General features: G+C 69.2%; 11 protein-coding genes and 1 tRNA gene. 9 read left to right on the top strand and 3 right to left on the bottom strand.

Features of this window, described 5'->3' with window-relative positions; translation table 11 throughout:
• The first annotated feature begins 242 nt into the window (after positions 1-242).
• Entirely contained in the window at positions 243-1,214 is a 972-nt protein-coding gene (locus ABJI51_RS39335) for a hypothetical protein (RefSeq protein ID WP_348956246.1), read from the top strand.
• Positions 1,215-1,366: 152 nt separating this feature from the next.
• On the opposite strand, the gene ABJI51_RS39330 is transcribed toward ABJI51_RS39335, so the two are convergent.
• Positions 1,367-1,440, bottom strand: a tRNA-Leu gene (locus ABJI51_RS39330).
• Between the two features lie 180 nt (positions 1,441-1,620).
• Here ABJI51_RS39330 and ABJI51_RS39325 point away from each other — a divergent pair.
• From ABJI51_RS39325 to ABJI51_RS39295, 7 genes are all read left to right on the top strand, one after another.
• Positions 1,621-2,235: an ANTAR domain-containing response regulator gene (locus ABJI51_RS39325; RefSeq protein WP_348956245.1), complete on the top strand. Its 615-nt coding sequence runs from the start codon at positions 1,621-1,623 to the stop codon at positions 2,233-2,235.
• Positions 2,236-2,679: 444 nt separating this feature from the next.
• Positions 2,680-3,858 (top strand): branched-chain amino acid ABC transporter substrate-binding protein, encoded by a 1,179-nt coding sequence (locus tag ABJI51_RS39320; protein ID WP_348956348.1) that lies wholly within the window; start codon positions 2,680-2,682, stop codon positions 3,856-3,858.
• An 87-nt stretch (positions 3,859-3,945) separates the two neighbouring features.
• Entirely contained in the window at positions 3,946-4,962 is a 1,017-nt protein-coding gene (locus ABJI51_RS39315) for a branched-chain amino acid ABC transporter permease (protein WP_348956244.1), read from the top strand.
• Positions 4,959-6,104 (top strand): branched-chain amino acid ABC transporter permease, encoded by a 1,146-nt coding sequence (locus tag ABJI51_RS39310; protein WP_348956243.1) that lies wholly within the window; start codon positions 4,959-4,961, stop codon positions 6,102-6,104. The genes ABJI51_RS39315 and ABJI51_RS39310 overlap by 4 nt, the downstream gene beginning before the upstream one ends.
• Entirely contained in the window at positions 6,101-7,027 is a 927-nt protein-coding gene (locus ABJI51_RS39305) for an ABC transporter ATP-binding protein (protein WP_348956242.1), read from the top strand. Before ABJI51_RS39310 ends, ABJI51_RS39305 begins: the two co-directional genes overlap by 4 nt.
• Positions 7,014-7,727, top strand: coding sequence for an ABC transporter ATP-binding protein (locus tag ABJI51_RS39300; RefSeq protein ID WP_348956241.1), 714 nt, complete (start codon positions 7,014-7,016; stop codon positions 7,725-7,727). Before ABJI51_RS39305 ends, ABJI51_RS39300 begins: the two co-directional genes overlap by 14 nt.
• 149 nt (positions 7,728-7,876) lie before the next feature.
• Positions 7,877-8,644 (top strand): prolyl oligopeptidase family serine peptidase, encoded by a 768-nt coding sequence (locus ABJI51_RS39295; RefSeq protein ID WP_348956240.1) that lies wholly within the window; start codon positions 7,877-7,879, stop codon positions 8,642-8,644.
• Here the strand turns inward: ABJI51_RS39295 and ABJI51_RS39290 are convergent.
• Together ABJI51_RS39290 and ABJI51_RS39285 are read right to left on the bottom strand one after the other, a co-directional pair.
• A complete protein-coding gene (locus ABJI51_RS39290) occupies positions 8,610-9,581 on the bottom strand; it encodes a LysR family transcriptional regulator (protein WP_348956239.1) in 972 nt (323 codons plus the stop codon). The genes ABJI51_RS39295 and ABJI51_RS39290 overlap by 35 nt on opposite strands.
• 4 nt (positions 9,582-9,585) lie before the next feature.
• Positions 9,586-10,026, bottom strand: coding sequence for a PaaI family thioesterase (locus ABJI51_RS39285; RefSeq protein WP_348956238.1), 441 nt, complete (start codon positions 10,024-10,026; stop codon positions 9,586-9,588).
• 62 nt (positions 10,027-10,088) lie between these two features.
• Here ABJI51_RS39285 and polA point away from each other — a divergent pair, with 62 nt between their 5' ends.
• Positions 10,089-12,830, top strand: a complete 2,742-nt coding sequence (gene polA / locus ABJI51_RS39280; protein ID WP_348956237.1) for a DNA polymerase I — start codon at positions 10,089-10,091, stop codon at positions 12,828-12,830.
• Positions 12,831-12,905 lie beyond the last annotated feature (75 nt).

The following is a 12,905-nucleotide window of genomic DNA, read 5'->3' as shown; positions in this document are numbered from 1 at the left end:
GGAATTCGTGAAGAGGGCCGCTACCTGCGGTTGGTGCTGAGGACGCTGCCTCCGGCGAGCGGGCGGTGCCGACGCAGCGGGTCTTAGGCGGTCAGGGGCAGCGGAGTGCTGGGGAAGCGGCCGTCGAGGAGGTTCTGCAGCAGTTGCGGTAGTTCGGCGGGCAGCAGCTTGTCGGCGCATTGAGCGAGTGCGGCGGCCGTCCACCACTTGCGTTCGATGAGGCCGGCGCGTTCGTTGGCGGTGTGCTGGAGGGCGACTTGCGGCGCGGTCTGGTTGGTGTGGGCGAGGTAGACGTGGTCGAGGCGGTGGTGGTGGCGGCCGCGGTAGGTGAAGCGGCTTTCGCGGGTCCAGAGTTTGCGGCCGATCTCGCGGCGGCCAAAACGGTCAACCGGAAGCGCGCTGTGATCTATAACGCCCTGGAATACGCTGCTGACGAGCTGAAGGTGGTTACCGCCAACCGGCTATCCGAGGTGAAGTGGCGGGCTCCGAAAGCGGTGCGCGCGATCGACACGCGCGTTGTCGTGAACACCAAGCAGGGCCCGGCGTTGCTCAGCGCGGTAAAGGCGCAGCAGGTTCCGAACCAGCCGCGGCGTTCGTCGGGGCCGCGGCTGGTGGCGTGTTTCGGGTCGATGTACTACGCGGCAGCGCGTCCAGAGGAGGCGATCATGCTCCGCGACGTGGACCTCAAACTGCCGAAGAGAGGTTGGGGCGAACTGCTTCTGACCGTCACGGCGCCCATCGCGGGCGCGGCATGGACCGATTCGGGGGAGCGGCGGGACCGGCGATGGCTCAAGCAGCGCGCCGAGGGAGAGGTGCGTGTGGTGCCGTGCCCGCCCCCGCTCACCGCGCTGCTGAACTGGCACCTGGAAACCTTCGGCACGGCACCGGACGGCCGCCTGTTCCGCAGCCTGGATGGTGGCGACGTCGCGGAGTCCACTTTGGCTCGACTGTGGGACAACGCGCGCAAGGCCGTGCTGACTGAGGAGGAATACGCCTCGCCGCTGGCGCGGCGGCCGTACGACCTTCGCCACGCCTGCGTGTCCACCTGGATCTGGGCCGGCGTTCCGTCAACGCAGGCGGCCGAGTGGGCAGGGCACTCGGTCAACGTGCTGCATGAGGTCTACGCCAAGGTTCTCGCCGGGCAGGAAGGGTCCACCCTCAGGCGCATCGACCAGGTGCTGGGCTGGATCGAGCCGGGCGAAGAGCCTGGCTGAGCGCTGGCGGACGGCGAGCGGTAGCGCGGGGGCGCAACGGGGGTGAACACCCGTTCATAACCGGATCTGGCCGGACATCGCCGGACAACATACGACCGGCCTCGCACCTGTTTTGCCTGGTTGCGGGGCCGGTTTCGGCTGGTCATCACGGGTGCCCCCGGTGAGATTCGAACTCACACTGGACGGGTTTTGAATCCGTTGCCTCTGCCAGTTGGGCTACGGGGGCGCGACGCAGTGACTCTACGGGATCACCGCGGCCTGCCCGTGACCGGGGCCAGGCTCCTGTGTCGTCTGGGCCACTACGTGGTGAACGCCATCTCGTGAACTGGATCGTTCCCGGTAGGCTTCAGGTTCGCGGGAACACCGCGAAAACCGAACGTCCCGCCGAGTCTTCAGGAGGACCCCGGTGACCGATCAGGCTACCGAGGCCAACGGTGCCGCCACCGTGCCGCAGCGTCGGGTGCTCGTTGCGGAGGATGAGGCGCTCATCCGGCTCGACCTCGTCGAAATGCTGCGTGAAGAGGGCTATGAGGTCGTCGGGGAGGCCGGTGACGGCGAGCAGGCCATTGCGCTGGCCACCGATCTCAAGCCCGATCTCGTCATCCTCGATGTCAAGATGCCGAAGCTGGACGGCATCGAGGCCGCCTCGAAGATCACCGGGGACCGGATTGCCCCCGTCGTGATCCTCACTGCCTTCAGCCAGCGGGATCTCGTCGAACGGGCCCGGGATGCCGGCACCATGGCCTATCTCGTCAAGCCCTTCGCCAAGCGGGATCTCGTGCCCGCGATCGAGCTGGCCGTCAGCCGGTTCTCCGAGCTGCAGGCCCTCGAGGCCGAGGTGGCCGGGCTGACCGACCGGCTCGAGACGCGCAAGATCATCGACCGGGCCAAGGGCCTGCTCATGAGCAGGCAGGGGCTCACCGAGCCCGATGCCTTCCGGTGGATCCAGCGCACCGCCATGGACCGGCGGACCACGATGAAGGCCGTGGCCGAGGCCGTCGTGGAGAGCATCGGCAGCTGATCGGGCCGCAAAAGCAGCCGAAAGGGTGCAGCCAGTGTCTTGGCTGCACCCTTTTTCCTTCCTTCCGGTGACGCTGCGGGTGTCCGAAAGGGCGCTCTTGATACCTTTGCGCACCTTCTCCGCGTGGCTCGGCGTGGAGATCGAAGCCGGATCCGTACACTTTGCACACCCTGAGCCGGACGTCAAGGGGTAGTCTGCGGGCTGTTGCGTACGGAGAGTCACCACCCGCTGGTCGCGTTACGACAAGCGGGTGTAAATCATACGTTAATACTCGTGACGACCGTCACGATGTGGCTACAAGAGCACGTGTGACTCTGTGCAACGGTCCGCGAGGCGGCTACTTTCAGCGGCCAGTCAGGTCCCACGCCGGGACAGCCGCCCGACCGGGCGGCCAGGTGGCATTTGGAGGAACGAGTGCAGAAAGCACGACTTGCGAGGGTCATCGTGCTGGCCGCTGTCGGGGCCCTTTCCCTCGGCGCGTGTGCGGCACGGAACGACAGCGGCTCGGGCAACAACGCGAGCTCGCAGTCCCAGGCCGCGGCGCCCCAGGCCGCTGCCGACGCGGCCGACCCGGCCGGCGACGGCAAGGCCCAGTGTGCCCCGACCTCCATCGCGTACGCGGGCACCATCAACGGCGCCAACGCCGCGCTGGGCCAGAACATCCTGTACGGCGTTCAGCTCGCCGTCGACCAGCACAACAAGGCCAACCCCGGCTGCCAGGTCAAGCTGGAGAAGTTCGACACCGAGGGCACGCCCGACAAGGCGCCCGGCATCGTGACGCAGATCGTCAACACGCCGTCGATCATCGGCGTCGTCGGCCTGCCGTTCTCCGGTGAGTCGAAGGCCGCGGGCAACATCTTCAACAGCGCCGGGCTGGTCACGGTGACCCCGTCGGCCACCAACCCGTCGCTGAGCCAGAACGGCTGGAAGACCTTCTTCCGCGGCCTGGGCAACGACAACACGCAGGGCCCCGCCGCCGCGAAGTTCATCACCGGCGAGCTGAAGGCCAGCAAGGTCTGCGTCATCCAGGACGACTCCGAGTACGGCACCGGCCTCGCCGCCGCCACCATCCAGGCGCTCGGCGACAAGGCGACCTGCCAGGACAAGGTCAAGACCAAGCAGACCGAGTTCTCCGCGGTCGTGAACAAGGTCAAGAGCGAGAACCCCGACGTCGTCTTCTACTCGGGCTACTACCAGGAAGCCGCGCCGTTCGCCCAGCAGCTCGGCGACGCCGGTGTGAAGGCCAAGTTCGTCGGCCCGGACGGCGTGAAGGACGACGAGTTCGTCAAGAGCGCCGGTGACGCCGCCGCCAACGCCTACTTCACCTGCCCGTGCGTCCCGGCGGACCAGTTCACCAAGTTCAGCGAGGCGTACAAGGCCTCTTCCGGCAAGGACCCGGGCACCTACTCGCCCGAGGGCTACGACCTGACCACGATCCTGCTCAAGGGCATCGACGCCGGCAAGAAGGACCGGGCAGGCCTGCTCGACTGGGTCAAGAACTACGACGGCCAGGGCCTGACCAAGCACTTCAAGTGGGACGACAAGGGCGAGCTCGCCAAGACGACCATTTGGACCTACAAGGTCGAGAACGGCAAGATCGTCCGCAACACCGAAATCAAGTAGTTCCACCGTTTTCGTCCTGATCCGGGGTGCGCGCCCGGCGGCTCGATCCCGCCGGGTTCGCACCCCGGACCCACATGGAGAACTAGTGTGTCGATAACCCATGACCTGAGTTCGCTGGTCCTCACGCAGGGCGGCGAATGGATCAAGTTCGATGTTGACTCGTTTGTCCAGCAGTTCTGGAACAACACGATCGAAGGGCTCTCCTACGGGAGCATCTACGCGCTCGTCGCCCTCGGCTACACCCTCGTCTACGGCGTGCTGAAGCTGATCAACTTCGCGCACTCCGAGGTGTTCGTCTACGGCTGCTACGCGACCTGGTTCGTGTTCTACGGCCTCGGTTTCCGCCCCGGTGCGACCCCGTCGCTCGGCGTCGGCGAGCTGGTCCTCTATCTCGGGCTGGCGCTCATCGCCGCGATGGCCGTCTCGGGTGGGACAGCGGTGGTGCTGGAACGGGTGGCCTACCGCCCGCTGCGCAAACGCGGCGCGCCGAAGCTGGTCTTCCTGATCACCGCGATCGGTGCCTCCTTCGTGCTGCAGCAGATCCTGTTCATCTGGCGTGGCGGCAACCCCGAGCAGTCGATCCGCCTGCTGCGCAACGAGGAGCAGTTCCAGATCTTCGGCGGCAGCGTCACCAACATCACCATCATCACGGTGGTCGCGTCGATCCTGCTGATGGTCGGTGCCGACATGTTCGTCAACCGGACCAAGTTCGGCCGCGGCATCCGCGCCGTGGCGCAGGACCCGGACACCGCGACGCTGATGGGTGTCAACAAGGAACGCGTCATCACGCTGACGTTCCTCATCGGCGGCCTGCTGGCCGGCGCGGCCGCGCTGTTCTACATGATGAAGATCCCGCAGGGCGCGGCCTACCAGGGTGGGTTCATCCTCGGCATCAAGGCGTTCACCGCGGCGGTCCTCGGCGGCATCGGCAACCTGCGCGGCGCGCTGCTGGGCGGGCTCGTGCTCGGTGTGGTCGAGAACTACGGCCAGTCGCTGTTCGGCGGCGAGTGGCGTGACGTCGTGGCGTTCGTGCTCCTCGTCCTGATCCTGATGGTGCGGCCGACCGGCATCCTCGGCGAGTCGCTCGGAAAGGCACGGGTATGACGACCACGACGACCCCTGCCCCGGCCCAGGCGAAGAAGCGCCGTCCGCTGGGCGAGTGGTGGAACAACCTCAGCCGCGTGCAGCAGTGGGGTGTGCTGATCCCGCTGGTTGTCCTGGTGTACCTGCTGCCGGTGCTGAACCCGCCGATCCTGACCACCGAACCCGGGTACGACTTCCCGATCGCCATGTTCGAGGTCGCCCGGTACGCCCTGATCGCCATCGGCCTCAACGTCGTGGTCGGCCAGGCAGGCCTGCTCGACCTCGGGTACGTCGGGTTCTTCGCGGTCGGCGCCTACGTCGCCGCGCTGTTCACCAGTCCCGAGTCGTCGCTGTCGAAGCTGCCGTTCCTGGCGGTGCTGCCGATCGCGATGGCCGTGACGATGATCTTCGGCGTGGTCCTCGGGACACCGACACTGCGGCTGCGCGGCGACTACCTCGCCATCGTCACCCTCGGCTTCGGCGAGATCGTCCGGCTGCTGGCCGACAACGTCGACCCGCTGCGCGGCAACCGCGGCTTCCAGCAGGTCGGGCACCCGCCGGGCACCAAGGCCGACGGCACGCCGCTGTTCACCAACACCGACGGCATCCCGTGGTACTGGCTGTGCGTCACGATCATCATCCTCATCCTGTTCCTGGTCGGGAACCTGGAGCGCAGCCGCGTCGGCCGCGCCTGGGTCGCCATCCGGGACGACGAGGACGCCGCCGAGATCATGGGCGTGCCGACGTTCAAGTTCAAGATCTGGGCGTTCGTCGGCGGCGCGGCCATCGGCGGCCTGTCCGGCGCGCTCTACGCCGGCCAGCTCGGGTTCGTGAACAACCAGAAGTTCGACGTCGTGACGTCGATGCTGTTCCTGGCCGCGGTCATCCTCGGCGGGTCGGGCAACAAGGTCGGCGTCATCCTCGGCGCGGTGGTGGTGGCCTACATCCCGCTGCGGTTCCTGGTGATCGCCGAGTACAAGTACCTGATCTTCGGTGTGGCGCTGATCGTCCTGATGATCTTCCGCCCGCAGGGCCTGCTCGGGGCCCGGCAGCGGCTGCTCACCTACGGCAGGCAGGCCTACCAACGGCTGCTGGGCAAGGGCGAGCAGATCAGCAGTGACAACGCGCTGCAGACCGAATCGACCCCGGGGAGCAAGTCATGACCGAGCCCCAGAACGGCGGCCCGGAGGTCGCCGCCGAGGGCGGCATCGTCGCCGAGCTGCAGCACATGACGGCCGAGGAGCGGGCCGAGCACGACGCCGAGGTCGCCGAGGTCGTCGCGCCGGACCGCGAGATCGACGTCGAGATGGGCCAGACCCTGCTCGAGGTCGACAACGTGACGATGCGCTTCGGCGGCCTGGTCGCGCTCGACCAGATCTCCTTCGGCATCCGCCGCGGCGAGATCCTCGGCCTGATCGGGCCGAACGGCGCGGGCAAGACGACCTGCTTCAACGCGATGACCGGCGTCTACCGCCCGACCTCCGGCGAGGTCCGGCTCGAGGGCAAGGCGCTGGGCAAGACCTCGCGGCACGGCATCACGCAGCTGGGCATCGCCCGGACGTTCCAGAACATCCGGCTGTTCGGCGAGATGACGGCGCTGGAGAACGTCGTCGTCGGCACCGACGCGCGGCACAAGACCAGCATGATCGGCGCGCTGCTGCGCCTCCCGCGGCACCACCGCGAGGAGAAGGCGGCGGTCGAGAAGGCGATGGCCCTGCTGGAGTTCGTCGGCATCGCCGACCGCGCGGCCGACCGGGCGAAGAACCTGCCCTACGGCTACCAGCGGCGCCTGGAGATCGCGCGGGCGCTGGCCACCGAGCCGAAGCTGCTCTGCCTGGACGAGCCCGCGGCGGGCTTCAACCCGGCGGAGAAGGAAGATCTCATGGGCCTGATCCGCACGATCCGCGACGACGGCTACACCGTCCTGCTCATCGAACACGACATGAAGCTCGTCATGGGCGTGACGGACCGGATCGTGGTGCTGGAGTTCGGCAAGAAGATCGCCGAAGGCCTGCCCGCCGAGATCCGCGAGAACCCCGCGGTGATCGCGGCCTACCTGGGGGTGCCTGACGATGACGTTGCTTGAGTTGTCGGACGTGTCCGTCCACTACGGACGGATCCAGGCGGTCACCGGGCTGTCCATCTCGGTGAACGAGGGCGAGATCGTCACGCTCATCGGCGCGAACGGTGCCGGCAAGTCGACGACGATGCGGGCCATCTCCGGGATCCGGCCGATCTCCTCCGGGAAGATCACCTTCGCCGGCGAGGACATCTCCAAGCTGCGGGGTGACCTCCGGGTGGTCCGCGGGATCTCCCAGGCACCGGAAGGCCGGGGCATCTTCCCCGGCATGACGGTGATGGAGAACCTCGACATGGGCGCCTACGCCCGCAAGGACCGCAGGAACCTCGGCGAGGACCTGGACCGGGTGTTCGAGCTGTTCCCGCGCCTGGCCGAACGCAAGACGCAGATGGGCGGCACGATGTCCGGCGGCGAGCAGCAGATGCTGGCCATCGGGCGCGCGCTGATGGCGAAGCCGAAGCTGCTGCTGCTGGACGAGCCGTCGATGGGGCTCGCGCCGCAGTTCATCCAGCAGATCTTCCGGATCATCACGGAGATCAACAAGCAGGGCACCACGGTCCTGCTGGTGGAGCAGAACGCGCAGCAGGCGCTCTCCCGCGCCCACCGCGCGTACGTGCTCGAAACCGGCCGGATCACCAAGACCGGCACCGGCAAGGAGCTGCTGGCGGACACCAGCATCAAGGAGGCGTACCTGGGCGTCGGCTGACGCTGTCCGCACCGGCCCCGCGCGCTCCGGCGTGCGGGGCCGGTCCGCGTCCGGGGTGACAACCATCGGTTGTCGCCGGTGCCGGAAAGGCTGTTGGACCCGGCCCGCTCTCCGGCGGTTTGCTGAAGGCAACCGAAAGGAGAAGCGCAATGCGGGAAATGGTCGAAGGTGTCGCGGCGGGGGTGCCGTTCCTGGCGGTGCCGCCGCCGGCGGAGGGGCCGGCCGCGCTGGTGGCAGGCTGGCACCTGATGGACGCGCCGTCCAGCGAGAAGGCGATGGCCGAAGCCGTCCCGATGGCGGGCCTGCAGGCGTGGCGGGTGTACTTCGGGCTGCCGCTGAGCGGGGCCCGGCTGCCCGAGGGCGGCTACGACGAGTTCTTCCGCCTGGCGAGCGAGGACGCCGTCCTCAACGTCTACGAGCCGGTCACCGAGCAGGGGGCGAGCGAGTTCCCGGCGGCGCTGGCCGAGCTGCGTGACCGGCTGCCGGGCGCGGACGGGCCGCTCGGGGTGTTCGGCGGCTCGGCCGGGTCGATGGTGGCGCTGGAGGTGCTGGCCCGCGGCGACGCGGACATCGCGGCCGCGGCCGTCGTGAGCCCGGTCGTCCAGCTCGCGCCGCTGATCGCCGCAAACGAACGGCGTTTCGGAGTCACCTACACCTGGACCGAGCGGTCCCGCGCGGTCGCGGCGCGCTACGACTACGTGGACCGCGCTGCCGAGCTGGCCGCGCCGCTGCTGCTGGTCACCGGGGCGGACGACGACGTCGCCATCCGCGAACCCGCCGCGGCGCTGCACGAGAAGCTGGGCTCGCAGCTGGTGACGGTCGAGGGGATGGCGCACGAATTCCCGCCCGGGACACCGGAAGCGGCGCGCGTCGACGCGGCGTTCACCGAGTGGTTCGCGCGGCGGCTGCGAGGCTGAGGTCGCCCTCCGGCAGCCAGTCGCGGCCGGGGTCGTAGGCGCACCAGTCCTCTTCGCGGCTGGTGCGCCCGGCCACGGCCAGCAGCCGCCGCAGCGCCGGGTGCGCCTTGCCGCGCCGCCAGACCAGCGACCACGGGAACAGTGGCGACGGCTCGAACGGCAGCACCTTCAGGTTCAGATCGGGCGCCAGCTCCATGTCGGCACCCGCGAGCGTGACGCGCTGCTTGCCGTAGCGGGTCTGCTCCAGGGTGTGCCGCAGGTCGTAGCTGACGCCGGAGTCGTCGATCGGCACGGCGAACTCCGCGCTCAGCGCCTGCAGGTAGGACAGCCACTCGGCGGGACCGCCGAGCCCGGGCAGCCAGATCGCCTCGGTGCGCAGGTCGGCCAGGCGCAGCACGTCCCGCCCGGCCAGGGGATGCTCCGGCGCGAGGAGCGCGACGAGTGGTTCCAGCCGGACCGGCCGGTGCTCCAGCTCGTCCGGCAGCGGCCGCCCGCAGCCGGTCACCCGCCCGAACGCGGCGTCGAGTTCCCCGGACAGCAGCGGATCGATCGCGTTCGCGAACCCGCGTCCGGCGATCCGGTCGATGCGCAGCCCGGGCTCGCGCTCGGCGAGCCGGCGCAGCAGGAACATGGGGGAGAGCCGGTAGTCGAGGACGTCGAGGCGCAGCGGCCGGTCGTCGGCGCCCATGGCGGCCACCGCCGCGTCGGCCGCGCGCAGCAGCTCGCGCGCGTGGGGCAGGAAGCGCTCGCCGTCGGCGGTCAGCTCGACCGAGCGGGGCGTGCGCCGGAACAACGGCGTCGCGAGCGCGTCTTCCAGCTTCCGGATCCGCTTCGACAGCGCCTGCTGGGTCAGGAACAGCGACTGGGCAGCGCGCCCGAAGTGGCGGTGCTCGGCCGTCGCCACGAACGCCCGTACCTGGGCGACGTCGAGGTCCACCGGCTCAGGCGCCCGGCGGGCGGTCCCGGACGACGCAGGTGAGCCGGGCGGTGCAGGTGCGGCGGCCCTCGTCGTCGGTCAGCACGATCTCCGCGGTGATCGTGCCGCGGCCGACGTGCAGCGGCGTCGCCACGCCGGTGACGGTGCCCGAGCGGACGGCCCGGTGGTGGGTGCAGGACAGCTCCAGGCCCATCGCCGCCCGGTCCGGCCCGGCGTTGAGCGCGGCGACCGTGGAGCCCAGCGCCTCGGCCAGCACCGCGTTGGCGCCGCCGTGCAGCAGGCCGTACGGCTGGAGGTTGCCCTCGACGGGGATGGTGCCGACGACGCGTTCGGCGGTCGCCTCCAGCAGCTTCATCCCGATCTTGTCGTTCAGCTGCTGGCCGGCGGCGGCGGGGTCGATCCCCGACAGCCGCTCCACGTCGACGGGGACGGCACTCTCGGTCACGCAATGCTCCTCTTCCGATGCGACACGTAAGAGTGTCGGACCCTCAGCCTAGACTCGGGCACGTGAGCCCGAGTGAGAAGACGACCGTTGCCAACGCCACAGGATCCACCAGCCTCGCCGAGCGGCCGAAGCTGCTGCTGATCGACGGCCATTCCATGGCCTACCGCGCGTTCTTCGCGCTGCCCGCGGAGAACTTCAAGACCAAGACCGGGCAGGTCACGAACGCCGTCTTCGGCTTCACCTCGATGCTCATCAACCTGCTGCGCGACGAGGCGCCGACCCACCTGGCGGTGGCGTTCGACCTGTCGCGCAAGACGTTCCGCTCGGAGACCTACGCCGACTACAAGGCCAACCGCAGCACGACGCCGGACGAGTTCCGCGGCCAGGTGGACCTGGTCAAGGAGGTCCTCGACGTGCTCGCCATCCCGTCGCTGGTCAAGGAGAACTACGAAGCCGACGACATCATCGCCACGCTCACCACGCAGGCGACGGCGGACGGCTTCGACGTCCTCATCTGTACCGGCGACCGCGACGCGCTGCAGCTGGTCACCGACCAGGTCACCGTGCTCTACCCCAAGCGCGGCGTCTCGGAGATGACCCGGTTCACCCCGGACGCGGTGGAGGAGAAGTACGGGCTCACCCCGCGGCAGTACCCGGACTTCGCCGCGCTGCGCGGCGACCCGTCGGACAACCTGCCGAGCATCCCGGGCGTCGGCGAGAAGACCGCCGCGAAGTGGATCCGGCAGTTCGGCTCGCTCGACGACCTGATCGACCGGGTCGACGAGGTCAAGGGCAAGGTCGGGGACGCGCTGCGGGCGCACCTCAGCTCGGTGACCCTGAACCGGCAGCTGACCGAGCTGATCCGCGACGTCGAGCTGGAGGTCGGCCCGGCCGCGCTGGAACTGCGCCCGTGGGACCGCGAGGCGGTGCACCGGCTGTTCGACGAGCTGGAGTTCCGCGTGCTGCGGGACAGGCTGTTCGCGACGCTGCAGAGCGCCGAGCCGGAAGCCGACGAAGGCTTCGAGGTCTCGGGTGACGCGCTCGCGCCGGGTGCGCTGGGCGCGTGGCTGGCCGAGCACGCGGGCGCGGGCGACCCGGTGGCGCTGTCCTTCCGCACAGTCGGCACGTCAGTCCGGTCCGACCTGCGCGCGGTCGCTTTCGCCGCTGCGGACGGCGAAGGCGCGCATGTCGACGTCACGGCGATGGACCAGGCCGACGACGCGGCGCTCGCCGCGTGGTTCGCCGACCCCGGCATCCGCAAGACCGGGCACGACCTCAAGGTGCCGCTGCACGCGATCCGCGCCCGCGGCTGGGTGCTCGCCGGGCTCGCCATGGACACCGCGCTGGCCGCCTACCTGGTCCGGCCCGGGCAGCGCACCTTCGAGCTGGACGACCTGGCACTGCGCTACCTGCACCGCGAGCTGCGCTCGGAGACCGACGGCGGCGACGGCCAGCTGTCGCTGCTCGACGGCGGCGCGGAAGGCCTGGAGCAGAAGGAGATCCAGGAGGAGCTGGTCAAGGCCCGCGCGATCTTCGAGCTGGCCGGCGCGCTCGAGAAGGAGCTGGAGCAGATCGGCGGCGCGAAGCTGCTCGCCGAGCTGGAACTGCCGCTGCTGGAGGTCATCACCGAGCTGGAGATCGCCGGGGTCGCCGTCGACCTCGAGCAGCTGACGTCGCTGGAAGCGCACTACCTCTCGCGCGTCACGCAGGCCGCCGAAGAGGCGTACGCGGTGATCGGCAAGCAGATCAACCTCGGCTCGCCGAAGCAGCTGCAGGTCGTGCTGTTCGACGAGCTGGGCATGCCGAAGACCAAGCGCACCAAGACCGGGTACACCACCGACGCCGAGGCGCTGCAGGGGTTGTTCGAGAAGACCGAGCACCCGTTCCTGCAGCACATGCTGGAGCACCGGGACGCGACCAAGCTGCGCACGACGGTCGAGGGGCTGATCAAGTCCGTCGCCGACGACGGCCGCATCCACACCACGCTGCTGCAGACGATCGCGGCCACCGGGCGGCTGTCCTCGACCGAGCCGAACCTGCAGAACATCCCGGTCCGCACCGAGGAAGGCCGCCGCATCCGGGACGCCTTCGTCGTCGGCGAGGGCTACACGCAGCTGATGACCGCGGACTACAGCCAGATCGAAATGCGGATCATGGCGCACCTGTCGCAGGACGAGGGCCTCATCGAGGCGTTCAACAGCGGCGAGGACCTGCACACCTTCGTGGCGTCGCGGGCGTTCTCGCTGCCGCCGGAGGAGATCACGCCGGAGCTGCGCTACCGCGTCAAGGCGATGTCGTACGGGCTGGCGTACGGGCTGTCGGCGTACGGGCTTTCGCAGCAGCTGCGGATCTCGACCGAAGAGGCGAAGTCGCAGATGGAGGCGTACTTCGCCCGCTTCGGCGGCGTCCGCGACTACCTCCACTCGGTGGTCGGTGAGGCGGCGAAGTGCGGGTACACGGAGACGATCTTCGGCCGCCGCCGCTACCTGCCGGACCTCAACAGCGACAACCGCCAGCGCCGCGAGATGGCCGAGCGGATGGCGCTCAACGCCCCGATCCAGGGCAGCGCGGCCGACATCATCAAGGTGGCGATGCTGAACGTCCACCGCGCGCTGGTCGAGGCGAAGCTGAAGAGCCGCATCCTGCTGCAGGTCCACGACGAACTGGTGCTCGAAGTCGCCGACGGCGAGCAGGAGCAGCTGGAGAAGCTGGTGCGCGAAGGCATGGGCTCGGCGTACGACCTGGCGGTGCCGCTGGAGGTTTCGGTCGGCTACGGCCGGTCCTGGAACGAAGCCGCGCACTGACGCGGTGCCTACTCAGCGCCACGGCCCGGATCACCGGGTCGTGGCGCGGAAGTACTCGGGCGGCCGTCGTCGGAA

This window comes from Amycolatopsis melonis (assembly GCF_040064235.1).
In the GTDB taxonomy this organism is placed as follows: Bacteria; Actinomycetota; Actinomycetes; order Mycobacteriales; family Pseudonocardiaceae; genus Amycolatopsis; species Amycolatopsis melonis.
Note: the sequence above shows the minus strand (reverse complement) of the source record. Positions and strands in the feature narration are given on the sequence as shown.

Excerpts from the sequence above, each read along its gene's own strand:
- ABJI51_RS39305 (WP_348956242.1), top strand. The coding sequence starts at position 6,101 with ATGACCGAGCCCCAGAACGGCGGCCCGGAGGTCGCCGCCGAGGGCGGC.
- ABJI51_RS39310 (WP_348956243.1), top strand. The coding sequence starts at position 4,959 with ATGACGACCACGACGACCCCTGCCCCGGCCCAGGCGAAGAAGCGCCGT.
- ABJI51_RS39300 (WP_348956241.1), top strand. The coding sequence starts at position 7,014 with ATGACGTTGCTTGAGTTGTCGGACGTGTCCGTCCACTACGGACGGATC.
- ABJI51_RS39295 (WP_348956240.1), top strand. The coding sequence starts at position 7,877 with ATGCGGGAAATGGTCGAAGGTGTCGCGGCGGGGGTGCCGTTCCTGGCG.